General features: G+C 36.2%; 22 protein-coding genes and 1 pseudogene. 10 read left to right on the forward strand and 13 right to left on the reverse strand.

Going from position 1 to position 23,684, the window contains the following annotated elements:
- Positions 1–88: 88 nt before the first annotated feature.
- From BMX49_RS14135 to BMX49_RS14160, 6 genes are all read left to right on the forward strand, one after another.
- Positions 89–1,720, forward strand: coding sequence for a leucine-rich repeat domain-containing protein (locus BMX49_RS14135; RefSeq protein WP_034719044.1), 1,632 nt, complete (start codon positions 89–91; stop codon positions 1,718–1,720).
- 102 nt (positions 1,721–1,822) lie between these two features.
- Complete coding sequence (locus tag BMX49_RS14140) at positions 1,823–2,299, forward strand: Dps family protein (protein ID WP_034719043.1); 477 nt, start codon at positions 1,823–1,825, stop codon at positions 2,297–2,299.
- A 92-nt stretch (positions 2,300–2,391) separates the two neighbouring features.
- On the forward strand, positions 2,392–3,573 hold the full coding sequence (gene pncB / locus BMX49_RS14145) for a nicotinate phosphoribosyltransferase (protein ID WP_034719042.1): 1,182 nt from the start codon (positions 2,392–2,394) through the stop codon (positions 3,571–3,573).
- Positions 3,574–3,737: 164 nt separating this feature from the next.
- On the forward strand, positions 3,738–4,499 hold the full coding sequence (locus tag BMX49_RS14150) for a DUF5995 family protein (protein ID WP_034719040.1): 762 nt from the start codon (positions 3,738–3,740) through the stop codon (positions 4,497–4,499).
- Positions 4,500–4,561: 62 nt separating this feature from the next.
- A complete protein-coding gene (locus BMX49_RS14155; RefSeq protein WP_034719038.1) occupies positions 4,562–6,067 on the forward strand; it encodes a DNA recombination protein RmuC in 1,506 nt (501 codons plus the stop codon).
- Positions 6,068–6,138: 71 nt separating this feature from the next.
- Entirely contained in the window at positions 6,139–6,906 is a 768-nt protein-coding gene (locus BMX49_RS14160; RefSeq protein WP_034719037.1) for a TrmH family RNA methyltransferase, read from the forward strand.
- Positions 6,907–6,960: 54 nt separating this feature from the next.
- Here BMX49_RS14160 and BMX49_RS14165 read toward each other — a convergent pair whose 3' ends face one another.
- Positions 6,961–7,236 carry a hypothetical protein gene (locus BMX49_RS14165; protein ID WP_034719035.1) on the reverse strand — a complete coding sequence of 92 codons (276 nt, stop codon included), beginning with the start codon at positions 7,234–7,236 and terminating at the stop codon, positions 6,961–6,963.
- Between the two features lie 181 nt (positions 7,237–7,417).
- Between BMX49_RS14165 and BMX49_RS14170 the strand changes: the two genes are divergently transcribed.
- Together BMX49_RS14170 and BMX49_RS14175 are read left to right on the forward strand one after the other, a co-directional pair.
- On the forward strand, positions 7,418–8,587 hold the full coding sequence (locus BMX49_RS14170; protein ID WP_034719033.1) for a hypothetical protein: 1,170 nt from the start codon (positions 7,418–7,420) through the stop codon (positions 8,585–8,587).
- Positions 8,588–8,711: 124 nt separating this feature from the next.
- Positions 8,712–9,155: a hypothetical protein gene (locus BMX49_RS14175; RefSeq protein WP_246005091.1), complete on the forward strand. Its 444-nt coding sequence runs from the start codon at positions 8,712–8,714 to the stop codon at positions 9,153–9,155.
- Here the strand turns inward: BMX49_RS14175 and BMX49_RS14180 are convergent.
- The 8 genes and pseudogenes from BMX49_RS14180 to BMX49_RS14215 all read right to left on the reverse strand — a co-directional run bounded on the left by BMX49_RS14180 (position 9,092) and on the right by BMX49_RS14215 (position 16,034).
- A complete protein-coding gene (locus BMX49_RS14180; protein WP_034719031.1) occupies positions 9,092–9,679 on the reverse strand; it encodes a 5-formyltetrahydrofolate cyclo-ligase in 588 nt (195 codons plus the stop codon). The genes BMX49_RS14175 and BMX49_RS14180 overlap by 64 nt on opposite strands.
- A 55-nt stretch (positions 9,680–9,734) precedes the next feature.
- Positions 9,735–9,965 carry a ferredoxin gene (locus tag BMX49_RS14185; RefSeq protein ID WP_034719029.1) on the reverse strand — a complete coding sequence of 77 codons (231 nt, stop codon included), beginning with the start codon at positions 9,963–9,965 and terminating at the stop codon, positions 9,735–9,737.
- Between the two features lie 35 nt (positions 9,966–10,000).
- A complete protein-coding gene (locus tag BMX49_RS14190; protein WP_034719027.1) occupies positions 10,001–11,248 on the reverse strand; it encodes a peptidase U32 family protein in 1,248 nt (415 codons plus the stop codon).
- Positions 11,248–12,603 carry an oxygen-dependent tRNA uridine(34) hydroxylase TrhO gene (trhO, locus tag BMX49_RS14195; RefSeq protein ID WP_034719025.1) on the reverse strand — a complete coding sequence of 452 codons (1,356 nt, stop codon included), beginning with the start codon at positions 12,601–12,603 and terminating at the stop codon, positions 11,248–11,250. The genes BMX49_RS14190 and trhO overlap by 1 nt, the downstream gene beginning before the upstream one ends.
- A gap of 192 nt (positions 12,604–12,795) precedes the next feature.
- The gene (locus BMX49_RS14200; protein ID WP_034719024.1) at positions 12,796–14,046 is read right to left on the reverse strand and encodes a dicarboxylate/amino acid:cation symporter; all 1,251 of its coding nucleotides are present in this window, start codon (positions 14,044–14,046) and stop codon (positions 12,796–12,798) included.
- A gap of 301 nt (positions 14,047–14,347) precedes the next feature.
- On the reverse strand, positions 14,348–14,767 hold the full coding sequence (locus BMX49_RS14205; protein ID WP_034719023.1) for an SH3 domain-containing protein: 420 nt from the start codon (positions 14,765–14,767) through the stop codon (positions 14,348–14,350).
- Between the two features lie 5 nt (positions 14,768–14,772).
- Positions 14,773–15,252: a BON domain-containing protein gene (locus tag BMX49_RS14210; RefSeq protein WP_034719021.1), complete on the reverse strand. Its 480-nt coding sequence runs from the start codon at positions 15,250–15,252 to the stop codon at positions 14,773–14,775.
- Between the two features lie 164 nt (positions 15,253–15,416).
- Positions 15,417–16,034: pseudogene (locus BMX49_RS14215) on the reverse strand (alpha-ketoglutarate-dependent dioxygenase AlkB family protein).
- A gap of 61 nt (positions 16,035–16,095) precedes the next feature.
- Here BMX49_RS14215 and BMX49_RS14220 point away from each other — a divergent pair.
- The gene (locus BMX49_RS14220) at positions 16,096–17,952 is read left to right on the forward strand and encodes a CocE/NonD family hydrolase (RefSeq protein ID WP_034721200.1); all 1,857 of its coding nucleotides are present in this window, start codon (positions 16,096–16,098) and stop codon (positions 17,950–17,952) included.
- Positions 17,953–18,074: 122 nt separating this feature from the next.
- Here the strand turns inward: BMX49_RS14220 and BMX49_RS14225 are convergent, their stop codons facing one another.
- The 3 genes from BMX49_RS14225 to smpB all read right to left on the reverse strand — a co-directional run bounded on the left by BMX49_RS14225 (position 18,075) and on the right by smpB (position 20,928).
- Positions 18,075–18,815 carry a YebC/PmpR family DNA-binding transcriptional regulator gene (locus BMX49_RS14225; protein WP_034719019.1) on the reverse strand — a complete coding sequence of 247 codons (741 nt, stop codon included), beginning with the start codon at positions 18,813–18,815 and terminating at the stop codon, positions 18,075–18,077.
- A 95-nt stretch (positions 18,816–18,910) separates the two neighbouring features.
- Positions 18,911–20,392: an OmpA family protein gene (locus tag BMX49_RS14230; protein WP_034719017.1), complete on the reverse strand. Its 1,482-nt coding sequence runs from the start codon at positions 20,390–20,392 to the stop codon at positions 18,911–18,913.
- A gap of 77 nt (positions 20,393–20,469) precedes the next feature.
- On the reverse strand, positions 20,470–20,928 hold the full coding sequence (gene smpB, locus BMX49_RS14235) for an SsrA-binding protein SmpB (protein WP_034719015.1): 459 nt from the start codon (positions 20,926–20,928) through the stop codon (positions 20,470–20,472).
- A gap of 176 nt (positions 20,929–21,104) precedes the next feature.
- Here smpB and BMX49_RS14240 point away from each other — a divergent pair, with 176 nt between their 5' ends.
- Positions 21,105–22,727: an ABC-F family ATP-binding cassette domain-containing protein gene (locus BMX49_RS14240; RefSeq protein ID WP_034719013.1), complete on the forward strand. Its 1,623-nt coding sequence runs from the start codon at positions 21,105–21,107 to the stop codon at positions 22,725–22,727.
- 116 nt (positions 22,728–22,843) lie between these two features.
- Here BMX49_RS14240 and BMX49_RS14245 read toward each other — a convergent pair whose 3' ends face one another.
- Positions 22,844–23,653: a ferritin-like domain-containing protein gene (locus BMX49_RS14245; protein ID WP_034719011.1), complete on the reverse strand. Its 810-nt coding sequence runs from the start codon at positions 23,651–23,653 to the stop codon at positions 22,844–22,846.
- Positions 23,654–23,684: the final 31 nt, after the last annotated feature.

Below are 23,684 nucleotides of genomic sequence, written 5' to 3' on the forward strand. Positions count from 1 at the left end.
AAACACCTTTAAAAAAGCGACCTTAATATATAGTTTCTACAAATCAACTTTTAGTATATATTTGTATTTCAAAAAAACTACAATTTCGGTGAAAAAATCTTTATTCTTTATTCTTCTCTCCACCTTTTGCTTTGGGCAAAACTGGAGTATCTCCTTTGCTGAAAGAGCATCTTTGATAAATATATTTAACGCTACTGACGGAACAAACTGGAGCACGAAATGGGATTTAGAAAAAGATCCGAAGCATTGGTTTGGTATCATTATCAAAAAAGGAAACGTAACCGAAATCAATCTTCGCGGAAACGCCTTGAAAGGAAATTTTCCCGTTTCGGTCGCTGGCTTCACCAAATTAGAAAGACTCGATCTAAGCTCCAACCAATTAGCGGGCGAAGTGTCACCTGCGATTTCAGGGCTAAGTTCATTGGTTCGCTTAGATGTTAGCAACAATCGATTCACGGGCGATCCAATCGCAGCTATTTTACCACTTTCGCAGCTCAAAGAAATTTCAGTTGGGAACAATGACTTTGCTTTTGCAGATATCGAAACGCTGCTGCAGAATTTTCCGAACTTAGAAGTTCTTGATTTAGCTCATATTGGTTTAAATGCAGTTCCACAAAAGATTTCAACCTTAACAAAACTGCAAGTATTGAATTTAAGCAATAATTCTATTTTGCAAAATTTCAATTATCTTTCAACCCTGATTTCTTTGAACGAACTAAACCTTTCCGGAAATCAGTTGACAAAAATTCCTGTGGAATTATCGACTCTTACACAGTTACGGGTTTTTGATGTAAGCAATAATTCAATTTCAACTAGTTTCACTACACCGTTAGCTTCGCTAAGAAATCTCGAATGGCTGTCTTTTGCCGGAAATCAGTTGACTAATTTTCCGAACGAACTCTCCCAATTGCCAAAATTAATTCACGTTAATTTTTCCAATAATCAAATTTCTGGTGGGTTTGAAACCTTAGTAGGTTTGAAAAATTTAGAACAAATCTATTTGGATAAAAATTTAATTGTGGGCGCTTTTCCAAGCACTCTTTTACAATTAAAAAAATTACAAATGTTGTCGCTCAATGGCAATGAACTTTTTGGTGAAATTCCGGAAACCATCCCTGCGCTTACTTTTATCGACAATAATCGGTTTACCAAACTAGACATCAAGAATTTTTTACTAAAAGATAAATCGTTGGCAGATTTCACCTATTCGCCCCAACGATATGATGAGCCAAAAACAGTTTTTGCAAGTCTCGGAAGTGCCGCAACTTTATCGCAATCCCTTTCTGGTGAAGACTATCAATATACTTGGTTCAAAAACTTAGATAAGAAAACACCGATTACGGCAGAAAAATATTACATCAGCAATGTTGAGCTAGAAGATTATACCGATTACACCTGTGAAGCCTATTATTTCGAAGTTCTTCCTAACGAGTTGATGGAACTATCCTTCTTTCGTGAGCCAGTAACCTTAGCGAATGGTTTAGGAACTTCCGAAGTTAAGATCGATTTAATCGTGTACCCAAATCCTGCAAAAGATTTTATCAACATCAAAACCACCAAACTCGATATTGAAAACGTATTCATTTTCGACTTGAGCGGGAAATTAATCATGACCGAAAAATCGAAAAGAATCGACATCAATCATTTGCCATCTGCGACATATATCATTTCCATTAAAACGGATGAGGGTCTAAAATCATTTAAATTCATTAAATTGTAATTGATTGATTCAATGACAAAAATGATTTCAATCGCTTTCATCAATCAATAAAGTATCCTAAAAGCCGAGCTGTTCACTACCTTTGCTTTAAATAAAAAGATAATGAATAATTCAAAAATTATCGGTTTAAACGAAACCGACTGCCAGCAGATTTCAGAGAAATTAAATATACTTCTAGCGAACTATTCTGTATTTTATCAAAATACACGAGGAGCACATTGGAACATTAAAGGAGATCAATTTTTCACCCTTCACCCAAAATTCGAGGAGCTTTACAATAATTTAGTTTTGAAAATAGATGAAATCGCAGAGAGGATTTTGACCTTGGGTTCTACGCCAAATCATAACTATTCTGATTACCTAACACTTTCTAACATCAACGAAAGCAAAGAAAATTCTGACGGTACGAAGTGTGTAGAAAATATTTTAGCTTCCTTTAAAATCGTTATCGATTTACAAAGAGAATTGCTTGAGGTTACAGCTACAGCTGGCGATGAAGGAACCAATTCCCAGATGAGCGATTACATCACCGAACAGGAAAAAGAAGTTTGGATGTACAACTCTTATCTTGGAAAATAAAAATTGATTTCAATTAATATTAGCAAAATCGTCTTTTAAAAGGCGATTTTTGTTTTCGAATTTCTAAATTTGTTTAAACATACCAATCCAATATGCGCGAAGTCCGTCTGAAGTCAATTCTCGATAACGATTTCTATAAAATCACCATGCAAAATGCGGTTATTAAACTTTTCCCTAATGAAAAAGTAAAATACCAGTTTATCAATCGGGGCAAACATCATTTTCCAGAAGGTTTTGCGGAAGAACTGAGAAAGTCGGTTAATGCAATGGCAGAATTGAAATTGACCAAAGATGAAAAACAGTTTCTGCGCGAAACGTGTCCTTATTTAGACTTGCCTTATCTCGATTTTTTAGGCGGTTATCATTATGATCCCAGCGAGGTTCACATTGTGCAGACCGCGGATTATTTAGATGTGACGGTGGAAGGAGAATGGTATCGCACAATCTTGTGGGAAGTTCCCATCTTGGCTTTGATTTCCGAACTGCATTATGAAATGAACCATCTAGAAAGGGATTCTAATGAAGTGGTCGTTGAAAAAACTTTAGAAAAAGCCAAACAATTAGATCAGCTGAAGGTCACTTTTGCTGAATTCGGTACGCGCCGTCGACATTCTTATAAAGTACACGATTTGGTTGTAGATTCCTTGGTGAAAAATAATACTTCAGGCAATTTCATCGGAAGTTCTAATGTTCACTTCGCAATGAAATACGGCGTAAAACCAATCGGCACACATGCTCACGAATGGTTTATGTTTCATGCCGCCGAATACGGATTCAAAATGGCCAACGCACTTTCCCTGGAACATTGGGTCGACGTTTACCGTGGTGACTTGGGTGTTGCCCTTTCTGACACGTATACGACCGAAGTTTTCTTCCAACAGTTTGATAAAAAATTCGCCAAACTTTTTGACGGAGTTCGGCACGACAGTGGTGATCCGATTGAGTTTGCCAATAAAACCATTGAACATTACCAGAGAAACGGCATCAATCCGTTATTCAAATACATTATTTTCTCTGATGGTTTAAACCTTGAAAAAGTGGAAGAAATCACCAAAGCCTGCAAAGGAAGAATCGGAATTTCATTTGGAATCGGTACGAATTTAACCAATGATGTGGGCTTAAAACCAATGAATATAGTTATGAAACTCATCGCTGCACAATCAATCAATGGCGACTGGATACCAACTGTGAAACTTTCTGATGAACATGGAAAGTACACGGGCGACCCAAAAATGATCGAGCTTGCCAAAGAGTTTTTACGAATTAAAGAATAATTTTTTTTAGGACCTATTTCCCGCTCTCCGTTATATCTTTTTCTTTCCTCCTCCGCCTATTCCACTTCAAAAAAGAAAAAGGATGCCACTCCGATCGGGGGTAAAAATGCCCGATTTTTTATTTCAGAAAAGAGTAATTTTACTTTAACCTAAAAACACTCCTGATGAAAACCTTAACAACGATTGAAGAAGTTATTCAAAAACTCGATGAAATAATTGCGTGGAGCATTCAACACAATAGCCCGATTGGCTACTTTGCCAGCACCTATCGAAGCATGACGGTTGCCGTTCTTAATGGTGTGAAAAATAAAAAATTCGAAGATGAAAATAGAATGATTACGCTGGGTCTCGCTTTTGCACACCGCTATTTCGAAGCGCTTGAAAATTATCAGCAGCAAAAAAAATGCACCAACGCTTGGTTTACCGCCTTCGAAGCCGCTAAAAATAAAGATTTGTTAATCATGCAGCATATTCTGCTGGGAATTAATGCGCATATTAATTTAGACTTAGGCGTGTCGGCTGCGTCTATAATGCCTTACCGAAAAGTAAATCTACTGAAAAACGACTTCAACAAAATCAATGAAGTTATTGCTTCGATTAATCAAAAGGTTCAGGATTCATTGAGCAAAATCTGTTATCCCATTGAACTGATGGATCAATTGTCCAACGGCCAAGATAATGTGATGTTGGATTTCGCAATTTTGAAAGCCAGACAAACTTCTTGGGCAAGCGCCTATATTCTTTCCAATTCAGTTCTGTTTATTCGGCCAGCTTTAAAAAACATGATTGATAATGCTGCGGCTTTAATTAGCCGGAATATTATTGTCTCGACTAAAATTCCAGCAAAATTGATGAAAGCATTAAAAGCTTGCGAAAGTCATGATGTTAAGAAAAATATCGAAATTCTTTCTTCTGTAGAAATTTGAAACTTAAAAAAGAACTTTTTCCAAAAACTCCAAATCATTGTTTTTCTACCTATTTTTGAAGAATGGATTTCATTTCTGTTTTAATCGGCTTAATATTAGGCGCCCTTGTTGGTGCAGCCATCGTTTATTTTGGGTTAAAAACTGCTCACATTCCCAGAGAATCATTTAATGAATTAAATCAAAATTTCATTAAAACTAATTCCAATTTAGAAAATTCCACCAAAAGGATTGAGGAACTTCAGCAGGATTTAACGAAAGAAAAAGCGACCAATCAATTTCAACAAGAAGTCATTAACCAATTAAAAAATGATTTAGCGACAATTTCCGCAGAATACAACTCGCTTAATTCGCAATTTCAAGAGCAGCGAGAATTTAATGTTAAGCAAAGTTCTCAAATCGAGAATCTCCAGCAAGACAAACAAAACATCTTCGCTAAAAACGCGGAACTTTCTGCTATAAATGATTCTTTAAAAAATTCCTTAGAAAATCAAAAGGAAGAAATAAGCAAAATGCAGGACCTGGCTAAAAATGAATTTCACAATTTGGCTAATAAAATTCTGGAGGAAAAGTCAGAGAAATTCACAACTCTTAACCAAAATAATTTGAAGAATATTTTGGAACCCTTCCAAGAGAAAATCGCTGAACTCCGCAATAAAGTGGGAGAAACCTACGATAAAGAATCGAAGGAACGTTTTTCTTTGGGCGAAAAAGTAAAGGAACTGGCGCTCCTCAATCAACAGATTTCAGAAGATGCGAAAAAATTAACACGCGCGCTGAAAGGGGAAAGTAAAACACAGGGGAACTGGGGTGAGATGATTTTGGAAAGTATATTAGAAAAATCAGGCTTGGTAAAAGGGCGAGAATATTTTCTGGAGCATGAGCTTCGGGATGAAGATAACAAAGCTTTGTTCTCCGAATTCTCTGGTAAGAAAATGCGTCCCGATGCAGTTGTTAAGTATCCTGACGAAAGAAATGTGATCATCGATTCCAAGGTTTCTTTAACCGCGTTTATAGAATTAGTCGATGAAAACGACAGTGAATTGTATCAATTGAAAGTCAGTCAACATTTAAATTCTATAAAAAATCACATCAAGCAATTAAGTGATAAAGCCTACGACGATTACGACAAATCACTGGATTTCGTTATGATGTTTATCCCGAGTGAACCAGCTTATATTGCGGCGATGCAGGCTGATCCTAACCTTTGGAACTTTGCCTATGAAAAAAGGATATTACTTTTAAACCCCAGTAATTTAATCACCTCCTTAAAATTAGTTGCAGATTTATGGAAACGGGAGTATCAAAATAAAAACGCCACGGAAATCGCGGAGCGCGGTGCTAAATTATATGATAAGTTCGTGGGTTTTGTTGATAATTTAGAAAAGCTTGGAAGAAATATCGACCAGACCAAAAACATTTACAACGATGCCTTCAAGCAGCTTTCAACCGGAAATGATAATTTAATTACGCAGACAATAAAATTAAAATCATTAGGAATAAAAAACAAAAAAAATCTACCATCTAGTTTGGAAGAGTCATCAGAAAACTTATTGAATTTATCGGAATAAGTTAGTTTGTGGGATTTTGAATTTCTGATTTCTAACCTTTATTAAAAATACCTTTTTACTACATTTGCAAAATGATTATTGAAAGTGCCCAAAACGAAAAGGTAAAATACGTCATGCGTTTACTTGCGGACAATCGGTTCCGAAAGAAGGAAGATGTTTTTGTGGTAGAAGGAAAGCAGGAAAATGAACGCGCTCTGAAATTTGGCTTTGATGCTCAGGAATTTTACGTTGTAGAAAGTATCTTCAATGAAAATTTACCGAAAGGTAAAGTGCATCTAATCTCTGAGAAAATATACGAGAAAATTGCTTACCGCGGTTCTTCGGAAGGCATCATAGGAGTTTACAGAAGCAAAAAATTAGACTTAAAGAATTTTAAACCTACAAAGAATTCTGCTATCATTGTGGTTGAAAGTATTGAGAAGCCAGGGAATCTGGGTGCAATATTAAGAAGTTGCGAAGCTTTTGGGATCGACGCTTTAATCGTGACCGATACGAAAGTAGATTTTTATAATCCAAATGTTATTCGCTCCAGCGTGGGTTGCCTCTTTGGGATGAACATTTTCAATTCTACTAATGAGCATCTTTATCAATACCTGACTGAGAATGATTATCGTATTTACACTACGATTATGCATGAGAATTCAGAGAACATAAATAAAAAGAATCTTATAGAGAAAAGCGCAGTCGTTTTTGGGACAGAACATTCTGGGTTAACGGATTTTTGGATTGGCAAAGGGGAAAACACCATCATTCCGATGTCAGGAAGCATAGATTCTTTGAATTTAAGCAACGCCGTTGCTATTACATGTTATGAAATCTCTCGCCAGAAACTATTATAAACAAAAAAACCGCTTCTCTGAGAGAAACGGTTATTTGTAATAAGTTGGTACTAATTATTTAGTAGCATCTTTAGCAGCTTCACCAGCTTCTTTAGCAGCTTCACCAGCGTTAACTGCAGCATCACCAGCAGCGTCGATAGCAGCAGCAGGAGCAGTAGCATCAGCAGTTACAGTACCAGCAGAATCAACTACCATAGCAGCAGAATCGATAACCATAGCAGCAGAATCAACAACTTCAGCACCAGCGTCAGCAGTTTCTACAGTTTCAGTTTTGTTACAAGCTACAAGAGCTAAAGCAGCGATAGCAGCTACGAATAATGACTTTTTCATAATAAATTAAATTTAAATTGTTTTGTTGTAATAAAGTTTGTTTGTTCTCATTCATCATTTCGAACAGGACAAAGATAGAGTGGGAAATAAATTTGTATTCGAAAATTAATTGTAATATATTTGTAAAACTGTTTTACAAAATTACAGCACTGTAAATCAATAATTTACCTAAAAATAGCAATTGAGCGATTTAGATCTATTACACTTCGAACAACTAAAAAATGAGGTTCAATCTCAATATTTAGAGAATCACACTCCATCCTTTGATGATATATCAAAATGGAAAGGTATCGACATCATCTATTTTCAAGAAGATCTGCGGAAAATTGCTAAAGGAAACATTAGCGAAAAATCCTTTTATACTTACTTCAAAAACTCCCCGGTTCTAAAACTTCCTAGAATAGACATGTTAAATATTCTGAGCATCTATGCGGGTTATATGTCCTGGTATGAGTTTAAAAAGAAGCACCTTTTTGCAGATGAAATATTAAAGGAGTACGAAGAGGCAGACGAAAATCTGGTGGAAGAATTAGAGAAATCACTCGAGGAAACCGAAGATATTGAGCTTGAAACCAGCAATATTCAAAAACCCTCCATATTAATTCAAAAATCAGTGGAAACAGCTGAAGAAATATCTGATTTACAAATATCAGGCACTGATGATCAGTTACTTAAACAGAAAAGTAAAACTTTCAGTACCTACGATACTTCAGAACAAAAATCTACATTCTCTCTTGTAAAAAAATATATCTGGCTCGGTATTTCTGGGGTTTTAGCAATTTTGGTCGGCCTGCTTGGTTTTAAAGATGAACTGTTCAGCAAAAAATTCTATTATAGTTTTATTGATGCTGATCGAAACTCCAGAATTAACGCTGAACTGCAAGTTCAAATATTAAAGGAAAACGAATCGCCCATTTTATACAACGCTAAGCCGAACGAAGCTTTTGTTTATACTACAAAATCTAAAACACTAACAATGGTAGTTTCGTCACCTTATTATAAAACTGATACGATACGCCGAAACCTAGTCGCCGCACCAGAAGCAGAAAATATAGAATTAAAACCTAATGATTACGCCATCATGCTTTTTTACTATTCTAAATCGATTAAAGATTTGAAAAGAAAACGAGAGTCACTAAATTATCTCATCAGTGACAATGCCCTGATTTACCAGGTGTACGCGAACGAAATGTATGGTGTAGAGACAATGGACAAGCAGCGCTATATCAATTTAGTGACCCTGCCGTCGACTTCGCTGGAAAAGCTGGAAGTAATTGACACCAAAAATGATAAGTCTAACAAAATAATCATGATTAAATTTAAAATTGCCACCGATGAAAAGCAAAAATAAAATAGTTCTTCTCATTATAAGTTTAGTTTTAATTACCTTTTCTTGCAATAAAGAAGTCAAACAGAGATCTGATTTAGAAATTGTGCGAAACAATAACAACAGGAAAAGTTATCCTGTGATAAAAATGGACAGCGCACTCGCGATTACAACGATTACCAAGCAAAAGATTCAGGAGTTACTTGATTTATCTACTTTATACACCGCGGGGAATCGGGACACAGAAATAGATTCAGTGATATACGCCCAAATGCAAAGTTATTTTTTCGAGCAAGATTCTAATAGACTCAGTTCTCTACTGTTGCAGCTTGACAGTCTAAAGGTACAAACCGCAAAGGTGGGTAACATTTCCGTATCAAAAGAAATTAAAGGCAATGATACGCTGGATTTGGCGAAGTTTTACGTGGAGTATTTCGATTTTAGAAACCGCTTAATTGGGTCTTACGAAAAAACCGCACACTACGTTTTAAAGCCGTCACCAGTAAAATTTGTGAAAGAATTCAAGTTTTACTTTGTCGATTTTGATTCTAAACCAAAGAAGGACAGCACTTCAGTTGGCGTAACTAAGTAATTGAGAGGAACATCAAATTCAGAAACATCATCTACATTCTCAAAAGGCGGAAAGAAACTCACGCCAACTTTAATGGAGTTGGGATTAATTTCTGAAAAAAAACGGTCGTAAAAACCTTTCCCGTAACCTACTCTATTTCCAAATTGGTCAGCATAAAGTAGCGGAGTAATTATTAAGTCGAAATCTTTTAGACCACAATCTTCGTTTCCCGCAGGCTCTTTTATTCCCCAGGAGTTTTCGATTAAAGGAGTTTCTTTATTGATTTCAAGCGCAATTAATTTGCCTTTGACAATCTTCGGCACAAAAACACGAATTTTATTTTCAAAGAAATAATTTAGAAATGAATAAGTATCAACTTCTCCTTTCTCTGGAATCGATAAAAAACAATGTACTTTTTGATTTTCTTTTAAATCAAATTGAGAAAGTAAATTTTCGAATATTTTTTCAGATAAAGACTGAACTTCAGCTTCAGTTAGCAATTCTTTCTTTTTCAAATAGACTTTTCTAATTTCCGATTTATTCATTATTAAAGGTATTAAAAAAATTGCGCTTCAATGAGACGCAATTTATTGTTGATATTTAAATTTCTTTAACCGAGATAATTTTCACAGGACAAGCCTTGGCTGCTTTATCACAAGATTCAAAAGCCCCATGATTAGGGATTTTTAAAGTGTAAAATCCTTTCTTATTTTCGGTTCTCAACAAAACTGATTTCCCATCCTTCTTGGACATTCGAAAATATTCCGGTGCAAATTCTGCGCAGTAATTACAGCCGATGCATTTCTCCCGTTGAAGTGTTACGATAATCATCTATTTATGAGCAATAAGTAATTGATAATGAGTAATTAATCTGTGGAAACTATTTTATATAATTTATTAGAAGGTCTTACTTTAAATTCTGTTTTAAAAGTAACCACATCAGATTTATAGGCTTTTTCGGCGTCTGGTTTTTCATCGACCCTCATGGCTTCTAGAACCATTTCTTGTGAACCCGCGGTTGGACCTTGAATTAAAACTCCATCTCCAACGGTTAAATCGTAGGCTTCAATTAAAAATTCTGCAATATTTGATTTGGAATAGTAATGTCTTCCTTTTCCGATATAAACTTTTTTCTGAGTTGCGGCCGAACCATTGTCAGCAGACCATTCTCCCAACTCTTGTCCGAGATAATAACCGCCCCAGAAACCTCTGTTATAAACGGTCTCCAGTTGCTCCATCCATTCCGCAACTTTTTCCTGATTGTAAGTTCCGTCTGCAATTGCATCGATCGCTTCTCGGTAACATTTGGTCACGGTCGCCACATATTCTGGCGCTCTACCGCGACCTTCAATTTTAAGAACACGAACTCCAGCCTCAACGATTTGATCCAGAAAAGTGATGGTACACAAATCTTTCGGCGACATCATGTATTCATTATCCAGTTCGATTTCGAAACCAGTTTCCTGATCGATGACGGTATATTTTTTACGACAGTTTTGTTTGCAAGCACCTCTGTTTGCGGAAGAATTCGCAGAATGTAAACTCAAGTAGCATTTTCCAGAAACTGCCATACAAAGTGCACCGTGTCCGAAAATTTCAACTTCAACTAAATGCCCGGAAGGTCCTTTTATTTGTTCTTTAACAATTTGATCACAGATTTTTTTGATCTGCGACATGCTTAATTCCCGACTCATCACCATCGTATCGGCGAAAAGTGCGTAGAACTTTACTGTTTCAATATTGGTAATATTAATTTGGGTAGAAATATGAACTTCCATTCCAATTTGTCGGGCATAGGAAATCACGGCTTGATCCATCGCGATTACGGCGGTAAGATTTGCTAATTTTGCTTTGTCTAAAAGCGTTTTGATTAGAGACAAATCGTGATCGTAAATAATCGTATTTAAAGTAAGATACGTTCGAACGCCTTTTTCTGAGCATCTTCTAGAGATTTCCAGTAAATCATCGAGCGTAAAATTCATGGAGGCTCTGGCTCTCATATTCAACTGCTCTACGCCGAAATAGATGGAATCTGCACCGTTATCGATTGCTGCTTGCATCGAAGTAAAATCACCAGCGGGCGACATTAATTCTATTTTTCCAGATTTCGTCATTATCCTAAAACTTTATACAATTTATCTGACAAACGAATTCTAAATGGAATGGTAAAAGTGATTTGGTCTCCTACTTTCGCAGTTTCACAAGGAGCACCATTAGCGAAAATTTCGGTAATGATCAATTCCTGCTCACCAGTTGTTGAACCCGAAATCAAGATTTTATCTCCAATTGAAAGTTCATTATTTTCAATTAAAAACTGAGCGATTTTTGATCTTGTATAATAATGTTCTGCTTTTCCAATCAATGTTTTTTTGATGGATATTTTTTGACGGATATTTTTGGTTTCCGCTTTTGCTAAAGGTTTATTGGGTAAATCGCCGGAGTTCTTAAATAATAAAGAATCTGATTTTCCTTTTCGAAAAACTTTGTTTCCAACTTCTAGACCTTTGCGAAGTTTCACTTGTTCTGCTAAAGGCAAATGGGTTATTTCTAAGCATGCGGTTGAACAGCAATTTTCCATAGCGCCTTTACAGTCTTCACATTGAATAAAAAGTAAATGACAAGCATCATTCGCACAATTCGTATGATTGTCGCAAGGTTTTCCACACTGATGACATTGCGAAACAATATCGTCTGTAATTCGTTCGCCTAAACGATGATCGAAAACGAAGTTCTTTCCAATAAATTTACTTTGAATATCTTCTTCTTTGATCTGTCGGGTATATTCGATAATTCCACCTTCTAACTGATAAACATTTTTAAAACCTTGATGTTTGAAATAAGCACTTGCTTTTTCACATCGAATTCCACCTGTACAATACATGAGCAGGTTTTTATCTTCTTTAAAATCCTGTAACTGTTCGTTGATGATCGGTAAACTTTCTCTAAAAGTTTCCACATCTGGCGTAATCGCTCCTTCAAAATGACCAACTTCACTTTCGTAATGATTTCTAAAATCGACTACAATTGTATTCGGATCTTCCAATAAATTATTAAATTCCTGCGCTTTGAGGTGAATTCCTTTATTGGTTACATCAAACGTTTCATCATTCAAACCATCGGCAACAATTTTATGGCGCACTTTTATAGTCAACTTTAAAAATGAATGATCATCTTGATCAATTGCGACATTTAAACGAATTCCTTTCATGAAATCATAAAGTTCCAGCGTATTGCGAAAGGCTTCGATTTGATCGGCAGGAATACTCATTTGGGCATTAATTCCTTCATTAGCAACATAAATACGGCCCAACGCATCAAGCGCATTCCAGGCTATAAATAGTTCGTCGCGAAATTTTTTGGGATCTGAGATTTTGGCGTACGCATAGAAAGACAAAGTAAGACGTTGCTTACCAGCTTCATCAATAAGTTGAGCTCTTTCTTCTGCGCTTAAGGTGTTATACAGTTGCATGCTATAAACGGTTTAAGTGAGAATTTTAATGGTGCAAAGGTAAACAATTAATGAATTTTTGCAATGTTGAATTCGAATGAATCACCTTTACCTCAAAAAATAATTCGAGAATAAAAAAAGCCAACTTTTCCAAAGTTGGCTTCAATATTATTTTAACAGAATTAATTTGTCGCGGACATCAATAAGTAATTATTACATATCTCCACCATGGTTTTCAAGTTGTCCTTCCCATTTCGAAACTGCAGATGTTGCTAAAGCATTTCCCAAAACGTTGGTCATACTTCTTCCCATATCGCAGAAATGGTCAATTGGTAAGATCAAAGCAATTCCTTCTGGTGGTATTCCGAACATGGTACAAGTTGCGACGATAATAACCAAACTTGCTCTTGGAACTCCAGCGATTCCTTTAGAAGTTAGCATTAAAACCAAAAGCATAATTACCTGTTGTCCTAAAGTCATATCAATCCCGTAAATCTGCGCGATAAAGATTGCGGCGAAAGTCATATACATCATACTTCCATCCAGGTTAAAAGAATAACCTAATGGTAAAATGAAGGATACAATTCTGTTATTGCAGCCAAATCTTTCTAATTCTTCAACTAATTTCGGGAAAACTGCTTCTGAACTCGTGGTAGAAAAGGCAATCAATAAAGGTTCTTTGATTCTTCTTAACAATTCGAACAATCGGTTTCCTAGAATCATATAACCTACGACGCAGAGCACTAACCATAAAACGGCTAGAGCGAAGAAGAAATCCCTGAGATAAATTGCGTAAACTTTGAAAATATCGAAACCATTCGTGGCAACTACGGCGGCAATCGCTCCCAACACTCCGAGTGGCGCGAACCACATGATGTATCCAACCATTTTCAAAATAGCATGGGCACAAATATCTAAAGCGCGAACAATTGGCTTGGTATATTCTTCACCCATATTGGCTAAAGCGACACCGAACATGATAGAGAATACTACGATTTGCAGAACCTCATTCGTTGCAAATGCTTCAAATAAACTTTTCGGAATGATGTGTTTTACAAATTCTTCTAATGATAAACCCTGACTATTGGCAACCATATCACCAGCAGCATCAGCAGCAGGCTTTGGAAGTTGCATTACACGACCTGGTTCTAACCAGTTTACAAAGATAAGTCCGATTGTTAGTGAAACTAAGGAAGCTGTAATAAACCACAACATTGCTTTCGTTCCGACCCGACCAATCATTTTGAGATCGCTCATTTTGGCAATTCCCACTACCAAAGTTGTAAATACCAAAGGCGCAATAATCATCTGTACTAAACGGATAAAGATAGTTCCTAAGAGTTTTATATTTTTTGCAAATCCTTCCGAACTTTCCGGATATTGAGTATGAACGACTCCACCCATTATAACTCCTATTACGAGAGCCACAATAATGAAGATGAATAGTTTGTTTTGACCTTTCATTAGAATTTTTATTTATAAGATTTACAAATATATGTTATTTTGTTAAAAATTGCTTAACGTTTTAAATTTGTCTAAATAAACCACTTCTATTTACGATATATTATTGAAACTTGAACCTGGTTTGACACTAGAATTATTTTTTCTCCTCAGAGCAAATTCGGTAAAAAAGAAAGGTTGTTGTCTTAAGTGCAGAATCATACAGAAACTCGGGACTGCCTTGTGAGGACGAAACATTCTCACTCGATTAAAAATAACAAAACCTCTGAATAATCAGAGGTTTTGTTTTTACTTAAAGACTTAACTACGCTTTTAAATATCTTGCATACGCGTATCCTTCTTCTCCCTCAGAGTTTCTTACTTTCCACCAGTCATCTGAAGTTTGCTCAACCAAAGTAACAGACGCTCCTTTGGCTGCTTTACCAACAACCGTAGCGTCTGTAGAAGGCTCTTGTCTGAGATTTAGATTTGAAGACTCTGTAGCCACCATCAATGAAGCCCCGGCAGACAATCCTGCAACTTGAACATCAACATTAATATCTGAAGCTGAATACGTAGAATCTAATGCTCCTAAGGCATTCCAAACGGCGTCTTTTGCGGCGCTTGAACTTGTATTGCCTGAAACATAGAGAATTCCATCTTGTTCAGAAACTTTAAGATCTGAAACACCCGCAGACTTTGCTGCAGAAATCACACTTGCGTATTTATCTTGTAATGTACTCATCTTAATTATTTTACGGTATAATTATAATTTACTTTCCCAGCTTTCAATCCATCAACAGACATTTTGATTTTTTTTGCCTGCTCTGTAGAAACGTTTCCAGTCAACGTTAGTTCACCGTTTATTACTTCTACTTTCACGGAAGGAAAATCTTTCACGGCATCTGCCACACTTTGTTGAACTGCAGGGTCTACGGCTGATACCGTTTCTACCACTACCGGTGCTTCAATTGTTGCCATGTCCATTACGTCTTTAACGCCCGGAACCGCTTTCAAAGAAGCAATCATTGTATCTTTAGACTGTTGGTCTGCAAACGTACCGCTTAAGTGTGCAGTACCATCTTTTACTTCTACAGAAGCACTAGGATTAGAAGTTACTATTGTTGTTGCTTGTGTTTGTAATTCTGCGTCGGTAACTTCTTTTTTACAAGAGATTGATCCGAATGACACAGCAAGTGCTAGCGTAGCCATTGCGATTGTTTTTTTCATAATAGAATGTATTTAAGGTTAAAAATTGTTCTCAAATTTAATAATAAAAAGAATGCTGATACCGTAAAGGATTATAAAGTTTTCATAAATTTTGATAACATAAATTCCTTTTATCAGCTGGTTTTTTAGTTGAGTAATCAAATATAGCGAATTCAAATCAAAATTTAAAGTGCCGTTTTATCAATGGTGCGAAAGGTTAAATTGATTCTCGGACTGGTTATTTTTTTTGTGGGCGGCAACCGATGAAGCCAATAAGTTTGCGTTTCATCTTTCATAATAAGTAAGCTCCCTTTTTTTAAGACGATATCTACTCTCTCTTTGATCGTTTTATGTTTAAAGGAAAACTTTCTTTCTGCACCCAAACTCAGGGAGGCAATTGCACCGTTCTTTTTTAAATCTTTTTCTGCATCGCTGTGATAAGCCATTCCTTCGCTACCGTGGTGGTAAAGATTGAGCAAGCAGGAATTAAATTGCTCACCACATTTATCTTCTACTCTTTTTTTTAATTTTAGTAATTCATCTGTCCAAGGCAGCGCCTCTTTCGTAGTTTTGGAATAAGTATAATTAAAGTTCTCTTCAGCATACCAAGCGACTTTCCTCTTTGTTATAATTTTTTTACCGAATATAATGGCTTCATCATTCTTCCAATCAATGGTTTCTAAAAGTACTTAATAAAAATGATCAGCTTCTGTTTTATTCAATATTTCACCATAATAATTGACCGTTCCATCTCTGGGAAGTAAATTAAAATCGGGATTTGGTGTGGTTTCAAATAATTCCATGGTTTGTATTTCTGTTTCAAATTTCTACAAATTATTTCATAAATTCGTTAAAATTATTTTTATGAGAAAAATCCTCCAATTTTTAATGGCTTTTTATTTTGTGTTCGGACTGGCTCAGACCAAACCTACTAATACCTTTGTAAAAGACCATTTCATCAAACAAGAAATATATATTCCCATGCGTGATGGCGTAAAACTCTTCACTTCAGTTTATATTCCAAAAGATATTTCAAAAGCTCAAAAATATCCATTTTTAATGCAACGGACTTGCTACAGCGTTGCGCCTTATGGTGAGAATGACTACAAAACTTCTTTGGGTCCGAATCAGTATTTGATGAAAGACCAATACATTTTCGTCTATCAAGATGTTCGAGGCAGATACATGAGTGAAGGCACCTTTACAAACATGACTCCGCAGGTTCAACATAAAACAAAAAAAGATGTTGATGAAAGCACCGATACTTACGACACGATTGAGTGGTTATTAAAAAACGTCGGAAACAATAATGGAAAAGTTGGACAATATGGAACTTCCTATCCTGGATTCTACACCGCAGCCGGGGCACTTTCAGAACATCCCGCTCTCGTAGCATCTTCTCCTCAAGCGCCAATTTCTGATTTTTGGAATGATGATTTTCTGCATAACGGAAGATTTATGCTGGGATATTTCAGAACATTTCCAGTATTTGGAATTCAGAAAACTAAAGCTGAAAATAAAGCGTGGTATATGGGCACGTTCGTAAAGCAAACATCGGATGATGGCTTGAAATTCTACAGAGATATGGGAACTCTGAAGGATGGTTATGAAAAATATTACAAAGAAAATTTCTTCATGACCGAGATTATGAACCACCCCAATTACGATGAATACTGGCAAAAGAGAAGTATTCTTCCTCACCTGAAAAACATCAAACATGCTGTGATGACTGTTGGTGGTTGGTTTGATTCGGAAGATTTATCAGGTCCTTTAAATATTTATAAAACCATCGAGAAAACAAGTCCAAAAGCAAAGAATACGATTGTGATGGGTCCATTTTCTCACGGCGCTTGGTCACGGGAAACGGGAAAACATTTCCACAATGAAATTTATTTCGGAGACAGTATTGCGACTTATTATCAAACTAAATTAGAAACTCCCTTTTTTAAACATTATTTAAAAGGCAATTCTAAAGTTGATGCAGGTTTGCCAGAAGCTACCATGTATGACACCGGAAATAAAGAGTGGAAAGAATTTTCTACTTATCCTCCGGAAAACGTAAAGAAAGTAAGTTTCTATCTCGCAGATGGAACTTTGAAAAACAATTCTTCTTCAAGTGTTTCAGAATATTACAGTGATCCAAATAATCCAGTTCTGAGTTCCGATAATTTAAAAGATTTTAATGGGTTTACTCCAAGAAATTATATGAGTGAAGATCAACGTTTCGCAGTTGGTCGCCCCGACGTTTTAACGTTTACTACTGATATTCTAACGGAAGATCTAACTTTCGTGGGAGAAATTTTAGCGAAACTAAATATTTCCTCTACGTCCAATGACGCAGACTTTGCATTAAAATTAATTGATGTTTACCAACAGGATTTTGTACAGAAAGAAAAGAAAGAAGGAGTGATTTATGCCAACTACCATCAAATGGTTCGAAGTGAAATTATGCCAGCCAGATTTAGAAATTCGAGAGAGAAAGGAGAAGCCTTAGTGCCTAATCAGAAAACTATTGTTGAAGTTAAATTGCAAGATGTGCTTCACACCTTTAAAAAAGGGCATAAAATACAGATTCAAATTTCGAGCAGTTGGTTCCCATTATTTGCTATCAATCCGCAGAAATTTTTAGACAATCCAAATTTTGCAACAAAGGAAGATTATACTAAAGCTTTTATTAAAGTTTTCGGAGATAGCTCTCTTGACGTCTATATATTGAAATAGGAATATAATTTAAATACATATTTTAAACATAAAAACCCAAAACTCTACTGAGAGTTTTGGGTTTTTATGTTTCTCTAAAACTGTGTAGTTACAGAATTCTAAAAGCAAATTTGGGGAAACACCTAGATAGAGTTCATCAACTCATCTGTAATTTCCATATTGTGATAAACGTTTTGTACGTCATCATCTTCCTCAAAGCGCTCTAGCATTTTCATATTAATTTTAAAGTGCTCTTCTGATACTTCTTTGATGTTGTTTGGAATTCTTTGAACCTCCGCACTTTTCACTTCTATTCTCAACTCATCTAATTTATGTGCCAAAGCACCGAAATCTTCAAAGGCGGTCGTAATAAAAACTTCTTCATCATCATGGTCAATTTCTTCGGCGCCACCGTCAATCATTTCCATTTCAAAATCATCCCAATCTAATTTAATCAAGGCCTTATCCAAAGAAAAGATTCCTTTCCTGTCAAAAATAAAAGCGAGTTCTCCGTTCTTACCGAGATTCCCATCAAACTTATTGAAAATTGCACGTACATTGGCCACAGTTCTAGTTGGATTATTGGTAGTACAATCCACGAAAAATGCAACTCCACCTTGACCGTAACCTTCGTAGGTAATTTCTTCATACTGTTCCGCATCTACGCCACTTGCTTTTTTCACAGCGCGTTCAACATTTTCTTTAGGCATGTTAGCTCCTTTCGCATTTTGGATGCATCTTCTTAATCCGGGATTGGTGTCAGGATCAGGTCCACCTGCTTTAACAGCTAGGGCGATGTCCTTCCCAATTTTTGAAAACGTTTTGGCCATCTTGTCCCAACGAGCCATTTTAGATGCTTTTCTATATTCGAATGCGCGTCCCATACTTTAACTTTTTAATGATTACAAAAATACAAATTAGTTTACAAAAAAACACCCTCGATATCGAGGGTGTTCCTTTATTTAGAAAAAGAATTTAATTATTTTCTTTTTTTCTTGTAAACTTTTACAGATTTTTTACCTGATTTTTTAATAACAACATCTGATTTTTGGTACGTAGCCCATTCAGAATTGTCTTCGATTGCTTTTACTACAACCTTTCTATCTGCTTGTCTTTCTGCGTTAGAAGCATTTTCTGCAACCATTGCTTTAGCTTCACCAACACCGATTGATTTAAGTGAAGTTAAGTCAACTCCTCTAGCGTCTAGTGCAGATACTACAGCCGCAGCTCTTCTTTGTGAAAGGTCTAAGTTATAAGACTCAGCTCCTTTTTTATCAGTTTGACCTTCTAGTAAATAATTACCTCCGTCAGCCTTGATAATGTTTGCAGCAGCATCTAATCTTGCGCTTGATTCAGCTTTGATTGTAGATCTATCGAAATCGAAATAAATATTTTTCAATTCTCCTTCTACTTCAGTAGCTGTTACAGATTTAGGTTTTGGACAACCGTTGTATTCAGCAAGACCGAAAACTGTAGGACAAGCGTCATCTTTATCTAAGATTCCGTCTCCGTCTGTATCTGGCCAAGGACAACCGTTATTTTCTGCTGGTCCTGGAACTTCTGGACATGCATCGTCTTTGTCAACAACACCATCACCATCAGTATCTGGCCAAGGACAACCGTTGTTTTCAATTGGACCTGCAACATCTGGACATTCGTCATCGATATCAGGAATTCCGTCTCCGTCAGTATCTGGACAACCTTGGAATTCAGCTAAACCTGGAGTATCTGGACATCTGTCATCTTTATCTAAGATTCCGTCTTTATCTCTGTCCATATTTCCAAATCTGAATAATAATGAAGCAGAAGCTTGCCAGAAATTAGCAACGTCTGATTTATCAATTGGAGTAGAAACGTAATCTCCTTGTACACCTAAACCAAAGTTTTTAGTGATCCAGAAATTAGATCCGATCCCTGTTGCAACTGCAAAGTGATCTTTTCTTCTTTGAGTACCCGCCATGTTATCAGAAAATCCTGGGTAGAATTGTCCGCTAACATCAGTTAAAGGAAAAGATACACCACTATAATCATGTCTCATATAGTTAGCACCTGCTCTTACGTACGGATCGAACCAAGAGTCTTCGTTCCAAAGACCGTTGATTTTAAATTGAAGACCTAAACCAGTCATTAGGAAAAACTCTTTTCCCATTCCAATTCTCTTATTGTCAACGTTCCCTACGGAAGTTTGCCAGTCAAGAACCAAATACTTGCTAAGATTTCTTGCAACAGTTAATTTGGAAAGTGGAGGTGTAATAGTGAAATTATTCATATTATACAGGTGCGGACCATCTCCCCCGCCAAACGCAGTAGAGAACACGTCCCCTACATTACCGCCAGCTGCTTTGTGATTTACTCCGTGAGCACCAACACCGATTAACCACGGGTTACTGGTAGTCTGGGCGAAAACAGTAGAGGCAACTGTGAGTGCCAATGCTGAAATTCCTAATTTTAGATTTTTCATAGAATTAAATGATTAAATAATTGATAATGCAAAATAAATATAAATTTTCCTTATAAACAAAGATTTTTGGTCTTTTTTTAACTTTTCTTTAATATTCTGTCTAAATTTCGTTTATTTTCTCTTTCTTTTATGCTTTCGCGTTTATCAAAGAGTTTTTTTCCACGACCGAGTGCAATGAGAATCTTGGCTTTACCCTTATCATTAATATACAATTTTAATGGGATAATAGTATTACCAGCATCTTTCAGTTTTTTTTCAAACTTCTGCAACTCTCTTTTGTGCAGGAGCAACTTCCGTTCCCTTTTTGTTTTATGGTTATAAAAAGTTCCTAATTTATATTCATCAATCATCATATTGATGATATACAATTCACCGTCAATAAACTGGCAGAAGGATTCTGTAATACTCGCTTTTGAGGATCGTAAAGATTTAATTTCTGTCCCCGTAAGCACCATGCCCGCTTCTATTTCTTCAGAAAGCTCATATTCAAAACGCGCTCTCTTATTATAAATCGCAATTGATTTTTCAATCTTCATATTGATGAAACTTTAGTTTTATTTAATGTGTTAAAATTTATAAAATTTTAACACAACACTGTAAATTTTTGGGAGGTTATTTATTACTCTAATATACGGTTTATTTTGTAGACTTTTGGAACTGTGCCCTTAACCCGATTTCTTTTCGTAATTTTGCACCAAATTTACAAAACTATATGTTAACAGTATCTAATTTATCTTTACAATTCGGAAAAAGAGTACTTTTTGACGAGGTAAATATTATGTTTACGAAGGGAAATTGCTACGGAATTATTGGCGCCAATGGTGCCGGTAAATCTACATTCCTTAAAATATTGACCAAACAACAAGACCCTACCACAGGGACCATATCCCTTGAACCAGGTAAGAGAATGTCGGTATTAGAGCAAGATCACTTCGCTTATGACAACTATACGGTTCTTGACACGGTGTTAAGAGGGAACAAAACATTGTTCAAAATCAAAGAAGAAATGGATGCGCTTTATGCGAAAGAGGATTTTTCTGATGCAGATGGAATAAAAGCCGGCGAACTTGGTGTGGTCTATGATGAAATGGGTGGATGGAACTCAGAATCTGATGCAATGACTATGCTTTCCAATGTTGGAATTAAAGACGATATGCATTATCAAATGATGGGCGAATTGGAAAACCAGAACAAAGTAAAAGCGCTTCTTGCACAAGCTTTATTTGGTAACCCAGACGTTTTGATTTTGGATGAGCCAACCAACGATTTAGATATCGAAACCATAGCGTGGTTAGAAGATTTCTTATCGACCTACGATAATACGGTGATTGTAGTTTCTCACGACCGTCACTTCCTGGATACCGTTTGTACCCACATCGGCGATTTAGATTATTCTAAACTTAACCTTTACACAGGAAATTACTCATTCTGGTATCAGGCTTCACAGTTGGCGACAAGACAACGTCAGCAAACGAATAAGAAAGCCGAAGACAAGAAAAAAGAATTGCAAGATTTCATTGCTCGATTCTCTTCCAACGTTGCAAAAGCAAAACAAGCTACTGCTCGTAAAAAAATGATCGATAAGTTGAACATTGAAGACATTAAGCCTTCATCACGACGCTATCCAGCAATTATTTTTGATACGGAGCGTGCTGCAGGTGATCAAATTTTGGAAGTGAAAGATTTGGAAAAAACAAAAGATGGCGAGTTACTTTTCTCTAATATTGACTTGAATTTGAAGAAAGGAGATAAAGTAGCTATTATTTCTAAAAACTCCTTAGCAATTACTGAGTTTTTTCAAATCTTAAGTGGAAATACTGAAGCAGATAAAGGAACATTCAATTGGGGAATTACGACCAACCAGTCCTATATGCCACTTGACAATGCGAGCTTCTTTCAAGAAAACATCAATTTAGTAGACTGGCTAAGACAATATACAAAAAATGACGAAGAACGTCACGAAGAATACATGCGAGGATTTTTAGGAAAAATGCTTTTCTCTGGTGATGAAGCGCTAAAATCTTGTACCGTTCTTTCGGGAGGTGAGAAAATGCGTTGCATGTTCAGTAGAATGATGTTACAGCGAGCCAACATTCTTTTGATGGATGAGCCAACCAATCACTTAGACCTTGAAAGTATTACGACTCTAAACAACTCTTTGGTTAGTTTTAAAGGAAGTATCTTATTGTCTTCTCATGACCACGAAATGTTGCAAACCGTTTGTAATCGAATTATCGAGTTAACACCAAAAGGAATAATCGATAGAGAAATGACCTACGATGAATACTTAGATGATAAGAAAATTAAAGAATTACAACAGCAAATGTATTCTTAACAAATCATTTCTAAAGTAAAAATTTAAAAACCGTTCAATTTCTTGAACGGTTTTTTGTTTAATTTGATGAAGTAGAAAGCTCTGCAAAACTAACTCTCTCTGAAAATATCTTACGATTATGCTATGAATAAACCAGCAATTGCAGCAGCATCAGTTCCTGATAAAATTTCATCAAAAGAAGCTGATCCAGCGGCCGCTCCAAACAAAGTTGATGTATTGAATCCCGCTTGAGTTATATTTTCTTCGCCCGCGTAAACTGCGTCCGTTGCTGCAGGCATATTACCGCCATCTTTTAATTCAATCCAACCTTTGTTGGCTCGCATTCTTCTAACTTGAGACGCATGTCGTGCTTCCACGGAATGAATTTGTAAAGCGGCTTGTAAAACTCCTTTGTTAGAAGCTACATTTCCAGCTTGACCTTTATAAGCTCTTACACCAGTATCTTCAAAAGCTTGGGCAAGAATCATAAATTGCATGTAATTGTTGAAAGGATCGAAAGCGCCACCAACTGTAAAATCGAACATTGGTTTTGTACCTGGCGTAGTTCCTAATGAAGTTAAAGTAGCCTTTAAAAATGCAACGTGCGCAGTTTCATGCTTGCTGATTTGTTGAAAAACAACTTTATCACCTGCCGGAATAAGTCCCGCTTTATTAAGACCCTCTCTATAATACTCGTCTTCTAAATATTCTAAAGTTAAAGCAAGCTGCAGAGCATCTGTTAAAGCCGAGGCCGGCGCAAAACTAGGTGCGGCTGTAGTTTCAGCTTTTGCGGACGTTGCCATGAAAGATCCTAATCCTAAAGGAATACTCGCCAATGCAGCTTTTTTTCCAAAGTTTGCTATGCTGGAGATACCTTCTGATCGAGATGTCATTTTGGTGAAAAATTGATCATCTGACAATTTATCTAATATATTAAGTAAGTTCATAATGTTTTGTTTTAAAAATTAAGGAATTAAG

Source organism: Kaistella antarctica, assembly GCF_900109615.1.
In the GTDB taxonomy this organism is placed as follows: Bacteria; Bacteroidota; Bacteroidia; order Flavobacteriales; family Weeksellaceae; genus Kaistella; species Kaistella antarctica.

Excerpts from the sequence above, each read along its gene's own strand:
- BMX49_RS14220 (WP_034721200.1), top strand. The coding sequence starts at position 16,096 with ATGAGAAAAATCCTCCAATTTTTAATGGCTTTTTATTTTGTGTTCGGA.
- BMX49_RS14175 (WP_246005091.1), top strand. The coding sequence starts at position 8,712 with ATGGACAGCGCACTCGCGATTACAACGATTACCAAGCAAAAGATTCAG.
- trhO (WP_034719025.1), bottom strand. The coding sequence starts at position 12,603 with ATGCAACTGTATAACACCTTAAGCGCAGAAGAAAGAGCTCAACTTATT.
- BMX49_RS14180 (WP_034719031.1), bottom strand. The coding sequence starts at position 9,679 with ATGAATAAATCGGAAATTAGAAAAGTCTATTTGAAAAAGAAAGAATTG.
- BMX49_RS14140 (WP_034719043.1), top strand. The coding sequence starts at position 1,823 with ATGAATAATTCAAAAATTATCGGTTTAAACGAAACCGACTGCCAGCAG.
- BMX49_RS14245 (WP_034719011.1), bottom strand. The coding sequence starts at position 23,653 with ATGAACTTACTTAATATATTAGATAAATTGTCAGATGATCAATTTTTC.
- BMX49_RS14185 (WP_034719029.1), bottom strand. The coding sequence starts at position 9,965 with ATGATTATCGTAACACTTCAACGGGAGAAATGCATCGGCTGTAATTAC.
- BMX49_RS14200 (WP_034719024.1), bottom strand. The coding sequence starts at position 14,046 with ATGAAAGGTCAAAACAAACTATTCATCTTCATTATTGTGGCTCTCGTA.
- BMX49_RS14230 (WP_034719017.1), bottom strand. The coding sequence starts at position 20,392 with ATGAAAAATCTAAAATTAGGAATTTCAGCATTGGCACTCACAGTTGCC.
- BMX49_RS14160 (WP_034719037.1), top strand. The coding sequence starts at position 6,139 with ATGATTATTGAAAGTGCCCAAAACGAAAAGGTAAAATACGTCATGCGT.
- BMX49_RS14150 (WP_034719040.1), top strand. The coding sequence starts at position 3,738 with ATGAAAACCTTAACAACGATTGAAGAAGTTATTCAAAAACTCGATGAA.
- BMX49_RS14240 (WP_034719013.1), top strand. The coding sequence starts at position 21,105 with ATGTTAACAGTATCTAATTTATCTTTACAATTCGGAAAAAGAGTACTT.
- BMX49_RS14155 (WP_034719038.1), top strand. The coding sequence starts at position 4,562 with ATGGATTTCATTTCTGTTTTAATCGGCTTAATATTAGGCGCCCTTGTT.
- BMX49_RS14165 (WP_034719035.1), bottom strand. The coding sequence starts at position 7,236 with ATGAAAAAGTCATTATTCGTAGCTGCTATCGCTGCTTTAGCTCTTGTA.
- pncB (WP_034719042.1), top strand. The coding sequence starts at position 2,392 with ATGCGCGAAGTCCGTCTGAAGTCAATTCTCGATAACGATTTCTATAAA.
- BMX49_RS14190 (WP_034719027.1), bottom strand. The coding sequence starts at position 11,248 with ATGACGAAATCTGGAAAAATAGAATTAATGTCGCCCGCTGGTGATTTT.
- BMX49_RS14225 (WP_034719019.1), bottom strand. The coding sequence starts at position 18,815 with ATGGGACGCGCATTCGAATATAGAAAAGCATCTAAAATGGCTCGTTGG.
- BMX49_RS14210 (WP_034719021.1), bottom strand. The coding sequence starts at position 15,252 with ATGAAAAAAACAATCGCAATGGCTACGCTAGCACTTGCTGTGTCATTC.
- BMX49_RS14205 (WP_034719023.1), bottom strand. The coding sequence starts at position 14,767 with ATGAGTACATTACAAGATAAATACGCAAGTGTGATTTCTGCAGCAAAG.
- smpB (WP_034719015.1), bottom strand. The coding sequence starts at position 20,928 with ATGAAGATTGAAAAATCAATTGCGATTTATAATAAGAGAGCGCGTTTT.